Origin of the sequence: Allocatelliglobosispora scoriae, assembly GCF_014204945.1 — a bacterium.
Classification (GTDB): domain Bacteria; phylum Actinomycetota; class Actinomycetes; order Mycobacteriales; family Micromonosporaceae; genus Allocatelliglobosispora; species Allocatelliglobosispora scoriae.
The window spans coordinates 1757112-1777424 of record NZ_JACHMN010000002.1 but is presented as its reverse complement, the minus strand read 5'-3'; the positions used below and the strand labels follow the sequence as shown (position 1 = coordinate 1777424).

Annotated in this window: 7 protein-coding genes; 6 read left to right on the top strand and 1 reads right to left on the bottom strand. The window is 71.8% G+C overall.

Translation table 11 applies throughout. The features are described 5' to 3' along the window. Window positions 1-984, bottom strand: coding sequence for an AAA family ATPase (locus tag F4553_RS13615; RefSeq protein ID WP_312875381.1), 984 nt, complete (start codon window positions 982-984; stop codon window positions 1-3). A 367-nt stretch (window positions 985-1351) separates the two neighbouring features. Here F4553_RS13615 and leuS point away from each other — a divergent pair, with 367 nt between their 5' ends. The 6 genes from leuS (at window position 1352) to F4553_RS13585 (ending at window position 20291) form a co-directional block, all read left to right on the top strand. Next, entirely contained in the window at window positions 1352-4162 is a 2811-nt protein-coding gene (gene leuS, locus F4553_RS13610) for a leucine--tRNA ligase (protein ID WP_184835987.1), read from the top strand. A 330-nt stretch (window positions 4163-4492) separates the two neighbouring features. Further along, window positions 4493-10684, top strand: coding sequence for a non-ribosomal peptide synthetase (locus F4553_RS13605; RefSeq protein WP_184835985.1), 6192 nt, complete (start codon window positions 4493-4495; stop codon window positions 10682-10684). A 7-nt stretch (window positions 10685-10691) separates the two neighbouring features. After that, complete coding sequence (locus tag F4553_RS13600; RefSeq protein ID WP_184835983.1) at window positions 10692-16175, top strand: non-ribosomal peptide synthetase/MFS transporter; 5484 nt, start codon at window positions 10692-10694, stop codon at window positions 16173-16175. After that, the gene (locus F4553_RS13595; protein ID WP_184835981.1) at window positions 16172-17440 is read left to right on the top strand and encodes an aminoglycoside phosphotransferase family protein; all 1269 of its coding nucleotides are present in this window, start codon (window positions 16172-16174) and stop codon (window positions 17438-17440) included. The genes F4553_RS13600 and F4553_RS13595 overlap by 4 nt, the downstream gene beginning before the upstream one ends. After that, window positions 17437-18531 (top strand): methyltransferase, encoded by a 1095-nt coding sequence (locus F4553_RS13590; protein WP_184835979.1) that lies wholly within the window; start codon window positions 17437-17439, stop codon window positions 18529-18531. The genes F4553_RS13595 and F4553_RS13590 overlap by 4 nt, the downstream gene beginning before the upstream one ends. Before the next feature lie 179 nt (window positions 18532-18710). Continuing rightward, on the top strand, window positions 18711-20291 hold the full coding sequence (locus F4553_RS13585; RefSeq protein ID WP_184835977.1) for an ABC-F family ATP-binding cassette domain-containing protein: 1581 nt from the start codon (window positions 18711-18713) through the stop codon (window positions 20289-20291). The last annotated feature ends 22 nt before the right edge of the window (window positions 20292-20313 follow it).

Sequence of the window (20313 nt, the reverse complement as noted above, 5' to 3'; positions counted from 1 at the left end):
TCAGCGCCTCCGGTCGTAATGCTGGCTCGTGCCCGAGCGGCGGTCGGTCGGCACCGGCAGGCGGTGCACCAGGTCCGCGACGATCGCATCGGTGGTACGCCGCGAAAGCTGCGAGTCGGCCGTCGGGATGATGCGGTGCGCGAGCACCGGCACCGCGAGGGCCTGCAGGTCGTCGGGGAGCACGTAGTCGCGGCCGTCGAGGGCGGCAACGGCACGGGCGGTGCGCAGCAGTTGCAGGGTGGCCCGGGGCGAGGCGCCGAGGCGGAGGTCCTGCGACTCGCGGGTCGCCGTGACGAGCGCGATGGCGTACTGCTTGACCGGCTCGGAGACGTGCACCCCGCGTACCGTCGCGATCAGGCCGCGAACCGTGGCGGCGTCGGAGACCGCGCCCAGGTTGTCGAGCGGGTCGGCGGCAGCGTGCACGTCGAGCATGGCGAGCTCGGCCCGGGCGTCGGGGTAGCCCATCGCGATGCGGGCGGTGAAGCGGTCCCGCTGAGCCTCGGGCAGGGGGTAGGTGCCCTCCATCTCGATCGGGTTCTGCGTCGCGATCACCATGAACGGCGTCTGCAGCGGGTAGGTCACGCCGTCGACGGTGACCTGCCGCTCCTCCATGCACTCCAGCAGCGCCGACTGGGTCTTCGGCGAGGCGCGGTTGATCTCGTCGCCGACCACCAGGTTGGCGAAGACGGCGCCCGGCTTGAACTCGAAGTCGTGGTTCTCCTGGTTGTAGACGCTGACGCCGGTGACGTCGCTGGGGAGCAGGTCGGGCGTGAACTGGATCCGCCGGACCGAGCAGTCGATCGAGCGGGCGAGCGCCTTGGCCAGCTTGGTCTTGCCGACACCGGGCACGTCCTCGATGAGCAGGTGACCTTCGGCGAGGAGGACGGCCAGGGCCAGCCTCACCGTCGCGGTCTTACCCTCGATGACCTGCTCGATGTTGGCCACGATGGCCTCTGTCGCGGTCCGGAACTCCTCGGTGGGCATCCCACCGCCGAGCTCGTCCCAAGTGCGTTGCGTGGTCAACGGGACTTCCTCCCTCATCGTCGTTAGCGCGGCTTGCCAACACATGACGCGATAGGCCCGCCACACGGTTGCAGGTAGATTACGGAGTGGGTAATCCGCCGGTCTTGGCCAGTCTTGCCGACGCTCCAGTCCCCCGGCAATAGCGACCCGATATGCCCAGGCGTGCGTCGCGGTCGATACGGTATGGTGGAGGGCATGACCCGGACCTTCGCGCTCCTTACGGAGCCGTGCTGACGCGACATATGGCGTGAGCACGGCAACCCCTCCTGCGCGAGGGGTTTTTTGTTGTCCGGGTTAGGTCGCAAGCTTTCGATAGAGGGTGACGAGCATGAGCGAGAGCGTTCCTCCGTTCCGGTACACCGCCGCGCTGGCGAATGACATCGAGAAGCGCTGGCAGGACTACTGGGCAGTTAACGGCACATTCCGGGCGCCTAATCCGGTGGGACCGCTCAGCGACCCCTCGCACCCGCGCAGCGGTGCGCCCAAGCAGTTCGTGCTGGACATGTTCCCCTACCCCTCGGGCGCGGGGCTGCACGTCGGGCACCCGCTGGGCTTCATCGGCACCGACGTCTTCGCCCGCTTCCAGCGGATGGCCGGCTTCAACGTGCTGCACACGATGGGCTTCGACGCCTACGGCCTGCCCGCCGAGCAGTACGCCGTGCAGACCGGCACCCACCCGCGCACGACCACCGAGCAGAACATCGCCCGGTATAAGGAACAGCTGCGGATGCTGGGTCTGGGTCATGACGACCGCCGTAGTGTGGCAACGATAGATGTCGAATTCTACCGCTGGACCCAGTGGATCTTCCTGCAGATCTTCAACTCGTGGTTCGACCCGTCGGTCGGCAAGGCCAGGCCCATCGCCGAGCTGGAGGCGCAGTTCGAGTCGGGGGAGCGGGCGACGCCGGACGGCCGGGCGTGGTCGGAGCTGACCGGGGTCGAGCGCCGGGCGGTCGTCAACGAGTTCCGGCTGGCCTATATCAGCGAGGCGCCGGTCAACTGGTGCCCCGGCCTGGGCACGGTGCTGGCCAACGAGGAGGTCACCGCCGACGGGCTGAGCGACCGGGGCAACTTCCCGGTCTTCAAGCGCAACCTGAAGCAGTGGATGATGCGGATCACGGCCTACTCCGACCGGCTGATCGCCGATCTGGACTCGCTGGACTGGCCCGAGCCGATCAAGCTGATGCAGCGCAACTGGATCGGCCGCTCGACCGGTGCGCACATCAGCTTCGCCACCCCCGGCGAGCCGATCCGGGTCTTCACCACCCGGCCCGACACCATCTTCGGCGCCACCTACATCGTGCTGGCGCCGGAGCACGAGCTGGTCGACGCCCTGGTCCCGGCCGCGTGGCCGGAGGGCACCAAGGACATCTGGACCGCCGCCGCCGAGACCCCGGCGGGTGCGGTCTCCGCCTACCGGGCCTTCGCGGGCAGCAAGTCCGATGTGGAGCGCCAGGTCGAGACGAAGGAGAAGACCGGGGTCTTCACCGGCGCCTACGCCACCAACCCGGTCAACGGGGCGCAGATCCCGATCTTCATCGCGGACTACGTCCTGGCGGGCTACGGCACCGGCGCGATCATGGCCGTCCCCGGCCAGGACGAGCGGGACTGGGCCTTCGCCGAGGCGTTCGACCTGCCGATCATCCGGACCGTCGAGCCGACGCCGGACTTCGCCGGCAAGGCGTTCACCGGTGACGGACCCGCGATCAACAGCGGCATGCTGGACGGGCTGGGCATCGCCGAGGCGAAGGCGGCCATCATCGAGTGGCTGGAGGCCAACGGGCACGGCCAGGGCGCGGTGACCTACCGGCTGCGCGACTGGCTGTTCAGCCGCCAGCGCTACTGGGGCGAGCCGTTCCCGATCGTCTACTCCGCCGACGGCGCGGCGATCGCGCTGCCCGAGTCGATGCTGCCGCTGGAGCTGCCGGAGGTCGACGACTTCTCGCCGAAGACCTTCGCCCCCGACGACGCGAACTCCTCGCCGGAGACGCCGCTGTCGCGGGCCCGCGAGTGGGTCGAGGTCACCCTGGACCTGGGCGACGGGCCGAAGCCCTACACCCGCGAGACGAACACGATGCCGCAGTGGGCGGGATCGTGCTGGTACCAGCTGCGCTACACCGATCCGACCAACACCGAGGCGTTCGTCGACCCGGCCAACGAGGCCTACTGGGTGGGCCCGCGACCGGGGCAGGAGGCGGGTGGCGTCGATCTGTATGTCGGCGGCGCCGAGCACGCCGTGCTGCACCTGCTGTATGCCCGGTTCTGGCACAAGGTGCTGTTCGACCTGGGCCACGTCAGCGGGATCGAGCCCTATTACCGCCTGTTCAACCAGGGCATGATCCAGGCGTACGCCTTCACCGACGACCGCAAGGTCTACGTGCCCGCCGCCGAGGTGGTGGAGGAGCCGCTGGGCGTCTTCACCTACAACGGCGAGAAGGTCAACCGGGAGTACGGCAAGATCGGCAAGTCGCTGAAGAACGCGGTGACCCCCGACGAGATGTGCGAGCAGTACGGTGCCGACACGTTCCGGGTCTACGAGATGTCGATGGGTCCGCTGGAGGTGTCCCGCCCCTGGGACACCCGTGCCGTCGTCGGTGCGCAGCGGTTCCTGCAGCGCGCCTGGCGCGTCGTCGTGGACGAGGAGACCGGCGCCTCGCGGGTCGTCGACGAGCCCGCCGACGAGGCGACCCGGCGGCTGCTGCACAAGACGATCGCGGGGGTCCGCGAGGACCTGGCCGAGCTGCGCTTCAACACGGCGATCGCCAAGCTGATCGAGCTGACCAACGGCCTGACCCGCCTGTCCTCGACGCCCCGGGAGGTCGCGGAGGCGCTGACGCTGATGGTGGCGCCGTTCGCGCCGCACATCGCCGAGGAGCTGTGGGGCGTGCTGGGGCACCAGGGCACGCTGGCCTACGTCGACTTCCCGGTGGCGGACCCGGCGCTGCTGGTCGAGTCGACGGTCACCTACCCCGTGCAGATCAACGGGAAGGTGCGCGGCCGGATCGAGGTCGCGGCCGACACCGCCGAGGAGTCGGTCCGGGCGGCGGCGCTGGACGCCGTCGCGACATACCTGCCCGTAGGCTCAGACCCACGCAAAGTAATCGTGGTGCCGGGCCGAATGGTGAGCATCGTCATATAGAAAATCAATAGTTCTCTATATTTCAGCAACATCACAGCAAAGCGTGGTTCGCCTGGTCAGGCGGGTCGCGCTTTGCTGCTATGTAGACGCGAATCGCCAAAATGCATCTAAACATAGAGTGCTGTTCAGACTGTCGTAAGGGTGACGCTGATTGATTCCTCTAGTGGGCCGATCTATGCTCGCCGCACCGCCGCGTGTTCTGTGGTCGATGGGTATGAGGGCTGGGCATTGACGATCACCATCGTCCGCTGTCCGGGTCGACCGATCGGTCTCCCCTGATTGCGCGCCGGAACCACTGGCTGGGGCAACAGGGAGACGGCGTTGTCAACCATGGACGGAATCGTTTCGACAGTTCTGCGGGCGACCCCCGCGTCGTTCGGTCAGGAGCGGATCTGGCTGGCGAGTCTGCTTGACCCGGGTTCGACCGACTTCACCATCCTGGCGCCGCCGTTCCGCGCGCCCGCCGGGGTGACTCCGGCGACGCTGCAGGCGGCGTTGGCGGCGATCGTCGCGCGGCACGAGGCGCTGCGCACCAGTCTGCGCCTCGACGGCGACACGCTGGTCCAGGTCGTGCACGCGGTCGCTCCGCTGCCTCCGCTGCGCGAGACCGACCTTCGGGGTCTCGACGCCGACGAGGTCACCGCGCGCGCCTCGGTCCTGGTGGACGAGCTCCTCGCCGAGCCGCTGCCGCTGCACGACGCTCCACTGTGGCGGTCCTGGCTGCTCCGGATCGCCGACGACCGGTGGACGCTGTTCTTCGCCGCGCACCACGCGATCTTCGACGCCACCTCGATCAACAACATCTACCTCGAGCTCGTCGAACTCTGCGCCGCCGACGTCGAGCGGCGCCCGGCGGTCCTGCCGGAGCTGCGTCTGCAGTACGCCGACGCCACCCTGGCCCAGCGCGCCGACACCGCGCTCATCGCCGCACAGCTCGACTACTGGCGCGAAGCGCTCGCCGGGCTCCCGCTCGTGCACGGAGTGCCGACCGACCGCCCCCGGCCCGCCGACGACTCCTACGCCACCGAGATCGCCCTGGTGCCGATCGCGGCGGGGATCAACGACGAGGTCAACGCGGTGGCGCGGCAGTGGAAGACCTCCCCGTTCGTCGTCCTGCTCACCGCCTATGTCGCGCTGCTGGCCCGGCTGAGCGGCCAGTCCGATGTGGTGGTCGGCATCCCGGTGGCGGGCCGCGGCGACCCCGACCTCGAACCGCTGATCGGCATGTTCGTCAACACCCTCGTCGCCCGGGTGGACGCGAGCGGCGACCCGACGCTGGAGGAGCTCGCCGACCGGGTCCGCGACACGATGGTCGATGCCTGGCGCCATCAGGACGCGCCGTTCCAGCACGTCGTCGAGGCGCTCGCGCCGCCCCGCGACACCGGGGTGCCGCCGCTCTACCAGCTCAGCTTCAACTACCTGCCGCAGACCGGCACCGGCGACACCCCCAACGGCGGTGCGCACGAGGACCTCTCGCTCACGATGAGCCTCGACCAGCTCCGGATCAACTACAACGTCGCGCTCTTCGACGAGGCGAGCGTGCTCGCGTTCGGCGGACGCTATCTGCGCGTCGTCGCCGCGATGGTCGACGAGGAGCTCCGCCTCTCCGAGCTGCCGCTGCTGGGCGCGGTCGAGCGGCGCCAGGTCACCGAGGAGTTCAACGACACCGAGGCCGACTTCCCGGCCGAGGAGACCCTGGCGTCGCTGGTCGAGGCCCAGGCCGCCCGGACGCCGGACGCCCCGGCCGTGGTGCTGGACGGCCGCACGCTCAGCTACGCCGAGCTCAACGCGAGCGCCAACCGGGTCGCCCACCGCCTCCGCGCGCTCGGCGCCGCTCCCGGCACTCTCATCGGGGTGTACGCCCACCGCTCGCCCGAACTCGTCGCGGGCCTGCTCGGCGTGGTGAAGGCCGGTGCCGCCTACGTGCCGCTGGACCCGGACTACCCGTCGGAGCGGCTGGCCTTCATGGTCGAGGACTCGGGCGCGACGATCCTGCTCACCGCCGGGGCCGCCGACGCACCGCCGAGCCCGGTCGTGCTGCGGCTCGACGACCCGGCACAGTGGGCGGACCAGCCGACGACCGACCCCGAGGGCGAGCGGGCCGGACCGGCCGACCCCGCCTACATGATCTACACCTCCGGCTCCACCGGGCGCCCGAAGGGCGTGCCCAACACGCACCGGGCCATCGTCAACCGGCTCGACTGGATGCAGAAGCGCTACCAGATCGACGCCGCCGACACCGTGCTGCAGAAGACCCCGGCCAGCTTCGACGTCTCGGTCTGGGAGTTCTTCTGGCCGCTGATCACCGGTGCCCGGCTCGTGCTGATGCCGCCGGGGGAGCACCGGGACCCGGCCGCCGTCCGCGACCTCATCGTCGCCGAGGGTGTGACCACCCTCCACTTCGTCCCGTCGATGCTCGCCGCCTTCCTCGGCGCGGGCCGCATCGGCTCCTGCACCTCGCTGCGGCGGGTGATCTGCTCCGGTGAGGAGCTCCCGGCCGACCTGGCCCGGCGCCTGCTCGACCGGCTGCCCTGGACCGAGCTGCACAACCTCTACGGCCCGACCGAGGCGGCCGTGGATGTCAGCGCCTGGCAGTGCCGCCCCGGCGACCCGGGCCCGGTGCCGATCGGCGCGCCGATCCAGAACATCCGCCTGTTCGTCCTCGACGAGCAGCTCGAACCGGTGCCGATCGGCACGGCGGGCCAGCTCTACATCGGCGGCGTCGGCATCGCCGAGGGCTACCACCGGCGGCCGGAGCTCACCGCCGAGCGCTTCCTGCAGACCCGCTTCGGCCGCCTCTACGCCACCGGCGACCTCGCGAAGTGGCGGGCCGACGGCAACCTCGTCTACCTGGGGCGCCTGGACCACCAGGTGAAACTGCGGGGGCAGCGGATCGAGCTCGGCGAGATCGAGACCGTCCTGCGGGCGCAGCCCGAGGTGACCGACGCCGTCGTGCTGCTGCGCGAGGACGTGCCCGGCGATCAGCGGATCGTGGCCTACGTGGTGGGCCGGGCAGACGCCGAGGCGCTGGGCAAGACGCTCCCGGCGTACATGGTGCCCTCGGTCTTCGTGCCCGTGGACCGGCTGCCGGTGACGGCCAACGGCAAGCTGGACCGCGCGGCGCTGCCCGTGCCGGAGGCCGGCGGCCCGACCCGCGAGCACGTGGAGCCGCGCACCGAGACCGAGCGCCAGGTGGCCCTGGCCTGGTCGGAGGTGCTCGGGGTCGACCGGATCGGCGCGCACGACGACTTCTTCGGCCTCGGCGGGCACTCGCTGCTGGCGACACGGGCGCTGGCCCGGCTGGCGGCGCTGACCGGGGTCGAGGTGCCGCTGCGGGCGATGTTCAGCGCGTCCAGCGTCGCCGGGTTCGCCCGGGTGCTCGATGAGCGGGCCGACACGCCCGCGCAGGCACCGATCACCCGCCGCGACCAGGCCGAAGCGCCGCTCACCGCGGCCCAGGAACGGCTGTGGTTCCTGCACCGCTACGACCCGGCCGACATCGGCTTCAACGTGCCGATCGTCCGCCGGCTGCGCGGCCCGCTCGACGTGGCGGCGCTCGACGGCGCCCTCGCCGACGTGGTGGCCCGGCACGATGCGATCCGGACCGAGTTCCCCGACCGCGACGGCACGCCGGCCCAGGTCGTCCGGCCCGACGCCCGGGTCGTCATCGACCGGGCCGACGCCGCCGACGAGCAGGCGGGCCGCGCGCTCGCCACCGAACTCGCCAGCCGCCCCTTCGACCTCACCGCGGCGCCGCTGCTGCGGGTGACGCTGATCCGGCTCGGCGACGACGACCACCTGCTCTGCGCCGTCACCCACCACATCGTCAGCGACGGCGTCTCGATGAACGTCTTCCTCGACGAGCTCGCCACCGGCTACTCGGCCCGGGTCATCGGCACCACGCCGAGCCTGCCCGACCTGCCCGTCCAGTACGCCGACTTCGCCGCCTGGCAGCGTGACAACGGCGTCGGCGAGCAGGGTGCCGCCTACTGGCGAAACCAGCTCGCCGACGCGCCGGTGCTGGACCTGCCGACCGATCACCCGCGCCCGCCGGTCCGCAGCGGTCGGGGCGCCATGGTCACCCACCGGGTGCCGGGCGAGGTCGCCGACCGGTTCACCCGGATCGCCGCCGAGTCGGGCTGCACCCCCTTCATGGGCCTGCTCGCCGCCTATCAGGTGCTGCTCGGACGGCACGCCGGGCAGGACGACGTCTGTGTCGGCTCGCCCGTCGCGGGCCGGGACCGGGTCGAGCTGGAGCCGCTGATCGGCTACTTCCTCAACACCGTCGTGCTGCGCGGCGACCTGTCCGGCGATCCGACGCTGCGGGAGCTGCTGGCCCGGACCCGTGAGGTGGCGCTGCGCGCCTTCTCCTACCAGGACATCCCCTTCGAGCGGCTCATGGCCGAGCTGCGGGTGGACCGCGACACCAGCCGCACGCCGCTCTTCCAGGCGATGTTCACCCTGCAGAACCAGGGCGCCGAGCAGGCCCCCTTCCACGGGCTCGACGTGCGGATGCTCACCGACCTCCTGCCGCAGGCCCGCTGCGACCTCACCCTGGAGGCCTGGCGGGAGCCGTCGGCGCTGCACACGCAGTTCGTCTACGCGGCCGAGCTCTTCGACGCCGAGACGGTGGCCGGGTTCGCCCGCCGCTTCGCCCGCCTGCTCGACGAGTGGAGCGCCGCACCCGACCTGCCGCTCTCGGCGGTCTCCCTCGGCGACGAGCCCGATCGGGCCTGGACCACCGGACCCGTCGGCGGCACACCGCACGGCACCGTCCTCGACGAGTTCGTCGCCCAGGTCGCCGAGACACCGCAGGCGGTCGCCCTGCACACGGCCGGCGAATCGATCACCTACGCGGAGCTCGACGCCCGGGCCGACCGGCTCGCCGGTGCACTGCTCGTCGCCGGAGCCGGGGCGGAGTCGCTCGTCGGCGTCTGCCTGGACCGGTCGGCGGAGCTCGTCGTCACGCTGCTGGCGATCTGGAAGGCCGGTGCCGCCTACCTGCCGCTGGACCCGGCCTACCCGGCGGACCGGATCGCCTATCTGCTCAGCGACGGTGGTGCTCGGCTCGTCGTCTCCGACCGGGAGCTCCCCGGGGTCACCGTGCTCGCGCCCGACGCCGTCGGCCCGGCGCCGCACGGCGAGCCGCCGAGCCTCGACGACCTCGCCTACGTCATCTACACCTCCGGGTCGACCGGGCAGCCCAAGGGCGTCGAGGTGGCGCACCGGGCCGTCGCGAGCCGGGTCGCCTGGATGCGGGAGGGTTACGCGATCACGCCCGCCGACCGGGTGCTGCTCTTCGCCTCGGTCAGCTTCGACACCCACGTCGAGGAGGTCTTCCCGGCGCTGACGGCCGGGGCCGGGCTGGTGCTGCCGCCCACGGCGAGCGCCCACCTGACCGACTTCCTCACCACCCCGGCCGCCGCGGCGCTGACCGTGCTCGACCTGCCGACGCCCTACTGGCACGAGCTCGTCGCCGATCCGCACGTCACCTGGCCGGCCTCGCTGCGCCTGGTCATCCTCGGTGCCGATCAGGTCCGGGCGCAGGCCGTCGCCGCGTGGCGGGAGCGTTTCGGGGACCGGGTCCGGCTGATCAACTCCTACGGTCCGACCGAGGCGACGATCATCGCGACCACGCACGAGCTCGGCGCCGCCGACGCGCTGCGGCAGCCGCCGATCGGCCGGCCCATCGCCGACACCGTCACGCTCGTGCTCGACGCGGCGCTGCGGGAGGTGCCGGTCGGCTCACCCGGCGAGTTGTGCATCGGCGGCGCGGGCCTGGCGCGCGGCTATCTGCGCCGGCCCGAGCTGACCTCGGCGCGGTTCGTCGACCACCCGGCGGGGCGGCTCTACCGCACCGGCGACCGGGTGCGCTGGCGCCCGGACGGCACGCTGGAGTTCCTCGGGCGCCTCGACGACCAGGTCAAACTCCGCGGCTACCGGATCGAGCCGGGCGAGGTCGAGGCGGTTCTGCTCGACCACCCGCACGTGGCGCTCGCCGCTGTCGTGGTCCGCAAGGACAGCTCTGATCTGCGATTGGTCGGCTATTTCGTGGGCGCGGCCACCGTGGAGCAGGTGCGGGAGCACCTGGCCCGGCGGCTGCCCGCGCACATGGTCCCCGACGCGCTCATGCCGCTCGACGCGTTGCCGCTGACGCCCAACGGCAAGCTCGACCGCCGCGCGCTGCCCGCGCCCGCCGTCGCCGCCGACCGGCCCTTCCAGGCCCCGGCCGGTGCCTCGCAGGAGCTGGTGGCGGCGGTCTGGGCCGAGGTGCTCGGCGTGGACCGGATCGGCGCGCACGACGACTTCTTCGGCCTCGGCGGGCACTCGCTGCTCGCCACCCGGGTCATCGCCCGGCTCTCGGCGAACGTCGAGCTCGCCGTGCCGATCCACACGATCTTCGATCACCCGACCGTCGCTGGTCTCGCGGACGCGGTGGAGCAGCTGCTCCTCGCCGAGCTGGGCGAGCTCTCGGACGAGGAGGCGGCCATGCTGCTCGCCGCCGACGACAACAGGAGGTAAGGCCAGCATGACCGTGGCACCCAGCGACTCGACCCTCTCCGCCGCGAAGCGGGCGCTGCTGGAGCGCAGGCTCGCCCAGCGCTCCGGCGGCGACCGGATCGGCGCCCGACCGGCCGATGCGGATGTGCAGCTCTCCTCGGCGCAGGAACGCCTGTGGTTCATGGAGCAGCTCGCACCCGGCACGGCTGCCTACGCCGTCCCCGTCGCGGTCCGGCTCACCGGCCCGCTCGACACCGACCGGCTCGCCGCGGCGCTGAACGCGCTCGCCGACCGGCACGAGGTGCTGCGGATGCGGGTGCCCGTCGGCGACGGCGGCCAGCCCGCCCCGGTCATCGACGAGGCGGTGACGGTCCCGCTGCGGATCGTCGAGGCCGACACCGACGGCGCGCTCGACCTCATCCGCGACGACCTGGAGGAGCCGTTCGACCTGGCCGGCGGCCCGCTGGTGCGGGCGCTGCTGATCCGGCTCGGCGAGCGGGAGCACGTGCTGGCGCTCACCTCCCACCACGTCGTCTCCGACGGCTGGTCGACCGACATCGTCGTCGGCGAGCTGCTCGCGCTCTACCGCGGCGACGAGCTGCCCGCCCTGCCCCTGCAGTACGCCGACTTCGCCCACTGGCAGCGCGACCGCGTCGCGTCCGACGCCTACCGGACCGACATCGCCTTCTGGCGGGACCGGCTCGCCGGGGTGGCGCCGCTGGAGCTGCCGACCGACAAGCCGCGCCCGGCCGTGCAGAGCTTCGAGGGCGCCGCGTTCGGCTTCCACCTCGACGCCGAGCTGACCGCCGCGCTCACCGAGCTGGGCCGGGCCAACGGCGCGACGCTCTACATGACGCTGCTCTCGGCCTACCAGGTGCTGCTCGGCATCTATGCCCGGCAGGACGACTTCGCGATCGGTTCGCCGGTCGCCGGTCGCGGCCGGACCGAGCTGGAGGGCCTGGTCGGCATGTTCGTCAACGTGCTGGCACTGCCCTCGTCCCTCGCGGGCGCGAACACCTTCACCGAGCTGCTCACCGCCACCCGGCGGTCGGTGCTCGACGCGATGAGCCACCAGGAGCTCCCGTTCGACCAGCTCGTCAACGATCTCGCCGTCAAGCGGGACGTCAGCCGGTCGCCGCTGTTCCAGGTGACGTTCGCGATGCAGAACTACGCCCGGGGCCGCCACACCGACGCCGAGGGCGACCTCGCGGTGAGCTGGTACCCCGTGCAGCTCCCGGCGACCCGCTTCGACCTGGAGCTCTACGTCACCGAGGCCGATGCCGGACTGAAGTGCCTGTTCACCTACAGCACCGCGCTCTTCGGCGAGCCGACCGTCTCCCGGCTCGCCCAGCACTTCGAGACGCTGCTGCGCGCCGTCGTCGCCCGCCCCGAGGGGCCGCTCGCGGAGCTGAGCCTGCTCGGCGAGGCCGAGCTCGCCACGATCATGGGCTGGGGCGCCGAGACCGGCGACTTCCCGGTGAGCACCACGCTGCCGCAGCTCTTCGAGGCACGGGCCGCCGAGACTCCCGACGCGATCGCGCTCGTCTTCGGCGACGCCGAGGTCACCTACGCCGACCTCAACGCGCGCGCCAACCGGCTCGCCCACCACCTGCGCGGCCGAGGCGTCGGGCCGGACACCCTCGTCGCGATCAGCGTCGAGCGCAGCCTCGACACGATCGTGGCGATCCTCGGCGTGCTCAAGGCGGGCGGCGCTTACGTGCCGCTCGACCCGGCGAACCCGGCCGAGCGGCTCGACTTCATCCTCGGCGACACCGGCGCCGAGATCAACCTCACCCACGAGGTGCTGCGCGAGGTGAGCGCGGCGGGCGGACCCGAGCACAACCCGGAGCCGCTGGCGGGCCCCGCGAACCTCGCCTACGTCATCTACACCTCCGGATCGACCGGGCTGCCCAAGGGCGTGCTGATCGAGCACCGGCAGGTGGTGCGGCTCCTCGACTCCTGCGACGAGGTCTTCGACTTCACCGCCGCCGACACCTGGATCATGCTGCACTCCTACGCCTTCGACTTCTCGGTCTGGGAGATCTGGGGCGCGCTCGCCAAGGGCGGCAAGCTCGTCATCGTCCCCGCCGACGTGGTCCGCGACCACGAGCAGCTCTTCGACGTGCTGCGCGACACGAAGGTGACGGTGCTCAACCAGACCCCGGCCGCCTTCCGGGCGCTGCGGGCCACCCTGGCGGCGACCGACCGGTCCTTCGCCGACACCGACGTGCGCACGATCGTCTTCGGCGGTGCCGAGCTGCACGTCCGCGAGCTGCGCCAGTGGTTCACCCAGTACGGCGACGCCAAACCCGCCCTCGTCAACATGTACGGCATCACCGAGACCACCGTGCACGTCACCGCGCACCGGATGCGCCGGGCGGACCTGCGCCGGGGCGTCTCGTCGCCGATCGGACGCCAGCTCGGCGACCTGCGCGCCTACGTGCTCGACCAGCACGGCAATCCGGTGCCGGCCGGCGTACCGGGTGAGCTCTACGTCGGCGGCGCGGGCCTGGCCCGGGGCTACCTCAACCGCCCCGAGCTCAACGCCGAGCGCTTCCCCCGCGACCCGTTCCACAGCGACCCCGACGCCCGGATGTACCGCACCGGCGACCAGGTCCGCTGGCTCCCCGAGGGCGACCTGGAGTATCTCGGCCGCGTCGACCAGCAGGTCAAGGTCCGCGGCTACCGGATCGAGCCGGGCGAGATCGTCGCCGCGCTGGAGAAGCACCCGCAGGTGCGGGCCGCTGCCGTGCTCGCCCGCGACGACGGCAACGGCGACCGCTCGCTCGTCGGCTACATCGTCGCCAACGGCGTGAAGCCGAGCACCGCCGAGCTGCGCGAACACCTCCGCGCCACGCTGCCGGAGTACATGGTCCCGGCGGCCTTCGTGGCCCTGGAGGCGCTGCCGATCACCGCGAACGGCAAGCTCGACCACCGGGCGCTGCCCGAGCCCGACTGGTCCGGCGGCGCCGCCGAGACCGCCTTCGTGGCGCCGCGCACCGACGCCGAGCGCCTCGTCGCCGGTGTCTGGGCGGAGCTGCTCACGGTCGAGCAGATCGGCATCGACGACGACTTCTTCGACCTCGGCGGGCACTCGCTGCTCGCCACGCAGATGGTCTCCCGGCTGCGCAAGGCGACCGGGCCCGGCAGCGGTGTCGTCACGGTGATGGACATCTTCCGCAGCCGGACCGTCCGGGAGCTCGCCGCGCTCATCGACAACGGCCCGACCGATGTCGACCAGCCGCGCAAGCTGCTCTTCGAGCTGACCCGGGGGCTCGCTCCCGAGGCACGGACCCGCTCCTATGTCTGCGTGCCCTACGGCGGTGGCAGCGCGGTCGTCTACCAGCCGCTCGCCGACGCCCTCCCGAAGGGCCAGGCGCTCTTCGCCGTCGCCACCCACGGCCACGATGTCGGCCGGATCGAGGACACGATGTCCCTCGACGAGATGGCGACGGCCTGCGTCGCGGAGATCCTCGCCGAGGTGCCCGGCCCGCTGGTCCTCTATGGACACTGCGGTGTCGGTGCCACGCTCACCGTGGAGATCGCCCGTCGGCTGGAGGCGGCGGGGCGGGAGCTGGAGGCCGTCTACATCGCGGCGATCTTCCCCTTCGCCCGGCCGCGCGGCATCCTCGGCGGGCTGTCCCGCTTCGCCCAGGCCGAGCGGCTGCGCAGCAACCGCACCTACACCAACCGGCTCAAGTCGCAGGGCGTCGACCTGGAGGACTTCGACTCCGAGCAGATCGACCGGATCGTCCGCAACATGCGGCACGACTCGCGCAGCGCCGAGGACTACTTCGACGGGCTGCTGCACGAGGGCACCGCGAAGCTGCACGCCCCGATCATCTCCGTCATCGGCGACCAGGACCCGGCGACCGACTTCTTCCAGGAGCGCTATCGGGAGTGGGAGTTCCTGAGCGACACCACCGCGCTGGTGGTCCTCGCCGAGGGCGGGCACTACTTCGCCCGCTACCGGGCCGAGGAGCTCGCCGAGATCGTCAGCCGGACCGACCTCGCCGTCGAGGCGGGGATCACCGAGCCGCTCACCCAGGGCGCACGGGGCGAGGCGGCGACGTGGTGGCTGCACGGCGTACACAGAGCGGGAGAGGAACCACCCGCGGCCGCGAGTAAAGAGGTGAAGCCCAGCATGGGGCGCTTCCTCTCGGTCATCGGCGGCCAGTTCGTCTCGGTCATCGGCTCCTCGCTCACCGGCTGGGCGGTGCCGATCTGGATCTACACCACGACCGGCTCGATGATGCGGTTCGCGCTCTTCGTCGTCGTCGCCATGGTGCCCGGCCTGCTCGTCGCGCCGCTCGCCGGTGCGCTCGTGGACCGCTTCGACCGCCGCAAGGTGATGCTCGCCGCCAACATCGGCGCCGGCACCACCCAGGTCGCGCTCGGGGCTCTGCTGTGGACGGACAACCTGCAGATCTGGCACATATACGTGCTGCTCATCGGCTTGTCGATATCGCAGACCTTCCAGCGCCTCGGCTACGCGGCGGCCATCGCCCAGCTCGTGCCCAAGCACTACCTGGGCCATGCGATGGGTGCGGTGCAGCTCGTCAACGGGCTCGCGGTGATCTGCGTGCCGCTCTTCGCGGTCGGCATCATGGCCGCGATCGGGCTCGACGGCATCGTCGTCATCGACATCATCACCTTCGTCGTGATGCTCGGCGTCCTGCTCATCGTGCGCTTCCCCAACACGATGCCGTGGCGGCCGAAGGAGCCCCTGCTCACCGAGATCGCCAACGGGTTCCGCTTCGCCGGCGGCAACAAGGGCTTCCGGGCGATGCTCACCTTCTTCGTCGCCTTCAACATCTTCCTCGCCGGTCCGATGATCATGTCGACACCGCTGGTGCTCTCCTTCGGCGACCTCACCGATGCCAGCCGGATCGCCTTCGTCGAGGGTCTCGGCGTGGTGCTCGCCGGCTTCGCCGTGCTGCTCTGGGGTGGTCCGCCCCGGCGCCGGATGCGCGGCGTGCTCATCGCGGCGCTCTGCATGGGCTTCGCGGTCGCCGTGGTCGGAAGCGCGCCGTCGCTCATCGTGATCGGCATCGGCGTCTTCGCGATGTCGGTCGGCCTCACCTTCGTCAACGGCATCTATGGCACGATCGTGCAGGTCAAGGTGCCGCAGCGCTATCACGGCCGGGTCTTCGCGGTGAACCAGATGATCTCCTGGTCGACGCTGCCGCTCGGCTTCGCCGTGATCGCGCCGCTCGGCACGGCGGTCTTCGAGCCGATGCTGATGCCCGGCGGCGCGCTCGCCGACACGGTCGGCGTGGTCCTCGGCACCGGGCCCGGCCGGGGGATGGGCTTCCTCTATCTCATCCTCGGCGCCGCGATGGTGGTGCTCGTGCTCGTCGCGATGCGGACCAGGGCACTGTCCCGGTTCGACACCGACGTGCCCGACGCGCTCCCCGACGACGTCGTCGGCGTCCAGGTGCTCGCCGAACGGGCCGCCGCGTCGACCGCTCCGGCCGTCGAGGAACGGCCCCTGGCGGGTGCCCGCCGATGAGCGTGGAGATCGAGGTGATCGTGCCGACGCCGGACGGCGCGGTCCTCGCCCGACCGTCCGGCGGCGGCTACACACTGCCGCTGCTCCGCATCGACGCGGATTGGGCGCCCACCAACGCGGCGATGCCGCGCGCGCTCGCCGCCGAGACCGGCGTCGACTCCTTCCTGCTGGAGCCGCTCGACGAGACGGCCTTCGTGCTCACGCCGGTCGGCCGGGTCGCGCCCCTCGACGGGTACGCCTGGGTCGACGCCGACAAGGTCGACCACCCCGGGTTGCGGAACTGGCTGGCCCGCCCCGACGACGACCGGCGCCCGGCGTGGTTCCGGGCGGGGTGGCTGGAGACCGCGGTCACCTGGATCGACGAGGCGCTCGCGGTCCGGGACCTGGTCAGGATCGGGCCCGTGGAGCAGGTGCAGCACTGGAGCATGTCGTGTGTGCTCCGTGTCCCGGTTCCTCAGGGCTTCCTGTTCTTCAAGGCGGTCCTGCCCCACCTGGCCCACGAACCGCAGGTGATCTCGCGGATCGCGGCGATCCGGCCGGGCAGCGCTCCGCAGGTCCTCGCTCACGACGCCGCGCAGGGCTGGTGGCTCGCGGCCGACTTCGGCGGCACCGCGGGCTCCCTGCTGGATCCGGCCACCCGGACCGGTGCCCTCGTCGCCCTCGCCGACCTCCAGCAGGCCACGATCGACATCGTCGACGAACTCGACTGCCCGGTCGTCACCCTCGACGACCTCGCCGCCCGGGTCCCGGCCCTGATGCGGCGAGCCGACCTCTGGGCCTTCCCCGGCCGGGCGGCGCCCGTCGGCGCGACGCTGAGCACCGAGGAACGCCTGCGCTGGGCCGAGTTCGGGCTGCGGCTGCAGGACCAGTGCGCGGAGCTCGCCGACCTCGACCTGCCGCTGACCCTGACCCACGGGGACTTCCACATCGACAACGTGGCCCGCACCGACGACGGCTTCGTCCTCTATGACTGGAGCTTCGCCGCCGTCTCGCACCCGTTCTTCGACCTCGCCTCCTGGCTGCACCAGGAGACCGAGGAGTCCGCCGCGCAGCACGTCAAGGTCTACCTGGACCGCTGGCGCGGGCACGGGTCGCCGACCGCGCTGCGCTCCGCCTGGCAGGCGACCCGACCGGTCGCCGCCCTCGCGGAGCTGCTCAAGTTCGTCGACCTCGCCGACCGGGTCGGCCCGGACTACGAGTTCCAGTACCTGCCGATGGCGTACGCGTGGGTGCGGCGCCTGCTCACCACCTGGGGACCGCGATGAGCCTCGACATCGACGCGCTGCTCGCCGAGCGCAAGGCCGACAAGCGGCTGCGGGAGCTCGGCGAGCACCTGCGCGACCTCGCCTACTCTGGTCCGGGGCTCGCCACCGCGATCGGGGCGGCCAACGTGGACGAGGTGCTCAGCGAGTCGGCGATGTACGCCTACGCCGCCGACGTGCCCGACTTCGCCCGCGCCGACGCCGCCACGGTCCTCGGCCACCTCTTCGTGCTCAACCGGCCGGTCCCCACCAAGGTGATCCGGGGCGCGCTCGGCAAGGGGCTGACGAAGTCGCTCGACGGGCTGGGGCTGCTCGCCGAGGCCGACGGCGTGACGACCGGCCGGGCCTCGCTGACGCCCTTCCGCTCGCAGTATTTCCTCTCCGACCGGCTCTTCCGCAGCGCCGGGACCTCCGATGTCACGGTGGAGCGCCCGCCGCAGGTGGTGATGCCGCCGCACGCGTCGACGTTCGCCCTCAACGCCTACCTCGGCGACCAGCCGCCCGGCGCGTTCCTTGACCTCGGCTGCGGCTGCGGCTTCGCCGCGATCACCCGGCGGCGGTCGCACACCCGCGTCCTCGGGATCGACATCAATCCGCGCGCGGTCGCGTTCTCCACCGCCAACGCGTTCCTCAACGACGTGGACGCCACCTTCGCCGTCGGCGATGCGAGCACGGTCGGGCCGGCCGAGACCGGTGGCGCCGTGGCCGGCCTCGCCTTCAACACGCCCACCGGCTTCTCCCTCGGCAATGCGGAGCTCGAGGCCGACCGGGCGATGGCGATGGTGGCCGGTGCCGCCCAGCGCCTCTCGGCCACGGTCGCGCAGGCGTTCGTCATCGTCGAGGTGCCGCAGGACTTCGAGTCGGCGGCCGAGGTGCTGGAGGAGTGGTTCAGCGGATACGGGTTCCGGTCGGTGCGGACCGCCGAGGTCGAGTCGCCCTACTTCCGGATCTCGGCGGCGGACGTGGGGCGGCGACGCGTACCGGGAAGGTGCCTGCTGCTCTCCGACCGCACGGAGGCCGATGCGCTGCTCGACGCCCTCGCCGCCCGCAAGACCCGCGAGGTCGTCGGCGCCGTCGTCACGGTCAAGGCCTGAGCCGTGATCGCCGCAACTCTTCAAGAGTTGCGGCGATCATGCAGGTCACAAATGTCTTGCCGGGGTTTCGGGAGCCCGGTTACGCTGGCCCCACTATGAAGCTGTGATCACCGAACCCGCCCGCGCCCGAGGCTGACCTGCCCGGCGGGCTTCCGGCTCTCTCGCCATCGGTGGTGCCCATGCCTGCTCCCTCCCTGATCGCCCGTGACCTCGTCAAGCTCTACGCCGACCGGCGCGTGCTCGACGGCGTCACCCTCCTCGCCCACCCCGGCCAGCGCATCGGCCTCGTCGGGGAGAACGGCGTCGGCAAGTCCACGCTGCTCCGCCTCCTCGCGGGCACCGAGGACCCCGACGACGGCGAGATCATCCGCCCGGCCGACCTCGGCTTCCTCCCGCAGGAGCTGCCCTTCGAACCGGACCGGACCGTCGGTGACGTCATCGCCGACGCGCTCGCCGTTCCGCTCGGGGTGCTCAGCCGCCTCGACGAGCTCTCGCCCCGGCTCGCCGACCCGACCGTGCTCGCCGAGTACGGCGAGGTGCTCACCCGTGCCGAAGAGCTGGACGCGTGGGGTGCCGACCGGCGGGCCGACGAGATCCTGCACGGCCTCGGCCTCGCCGCCATCGGGCGGGACCGTCCACTGGGGACCCTCTCCGGCGGTCAGCGGTCCCGGGTCGGACTCGCCGCGCTGCTGGTCCGCCGACCGGGCGCGCTGCTGCTGGACGAGCCGACGAACCACCTCGACGACGACGCGATCGGCTTCGTCGAGCGGCACCTGCGGGAGCTGCCCGGCGTCGTGGTCGTCGTCAGCCACGATCGGGTCTTCCTCGATGCCGTCTGCACCGACATCGTCGATCTCGATCCGGCCCGTGGCGGTGTCACTCGCTACGGTGGGGCGTACACCTCCTATCTGCGTGCCAAGGCGGCGGAGCGCGCGCGGTGGGAGCAGCTCTTCGCCGCGCAGCAGGACCAGCTCGCGGCGCTGCGGGTGGCGATGGCGACGACCGCGCGGCAGGTCGCGCACGGTCGCCCGCCGAAAGACGGCGACAAGATGGGCTACAAGAGGCACGGTGAGCTGGTCCAGGCCTCGATCTCCCAGCGGGTACGCAACGCGCAGCAGAAGCTGACCGTGCTCGAACGCGACGCCGTCCGCCGCCCGCCCGCCCCGCTGCGGTTCCAGGCGCCCGCGCTGACCAGCGAAGGTCCGTCGGGTGCCGCGTTGACGGCGAGCGGGCTCGCCATACCGGGACGGCTCCGGCTCGATCACCTGGATCTGCCCGCCGGAGGCCGCCTGCTCGTCACCGGGCCCAACGGCTCGGGCAAGTCCACGCTGCTCGCGGTGCTCGCCGGGCAGCTCGCACCGGTGTCGGGGGAGGTGCTGCGGCGGCCGGGCCTCACCGTGGGGCTACTCGCCCAGGACGATCACTTCCCGGAGCCGACGCTCACGCCGCGCGCCCTCTACCAGCGGGTCGAGGCTGCGGTGCCGCTCGGGGAGCTGGGTCTGGTCGCACCGGCCGACCTCGATCGGCCGGTCGGGCAGCTCAGCGTCGGCCAGCGGCGCCGGGTGGCGCTCGCGCTGCTCATCGCCGCGCCGCCGCAGGTGCTGCTGCTGGACGAGCCGACGAACCACCTCTCGCTGGCGCTCGCCGACGAGCTGGAGGCGGCCCTGGGGACGGCACCCGGCGCGGTGGTGATCGCCAGCCACGACCGCTGGCTGCGCCGCCGCTGGCCCGCCCCGGTCCTGGAGCTGGCCGCCGCGTGAGGGGCGTCACGTTTTGCAGCAA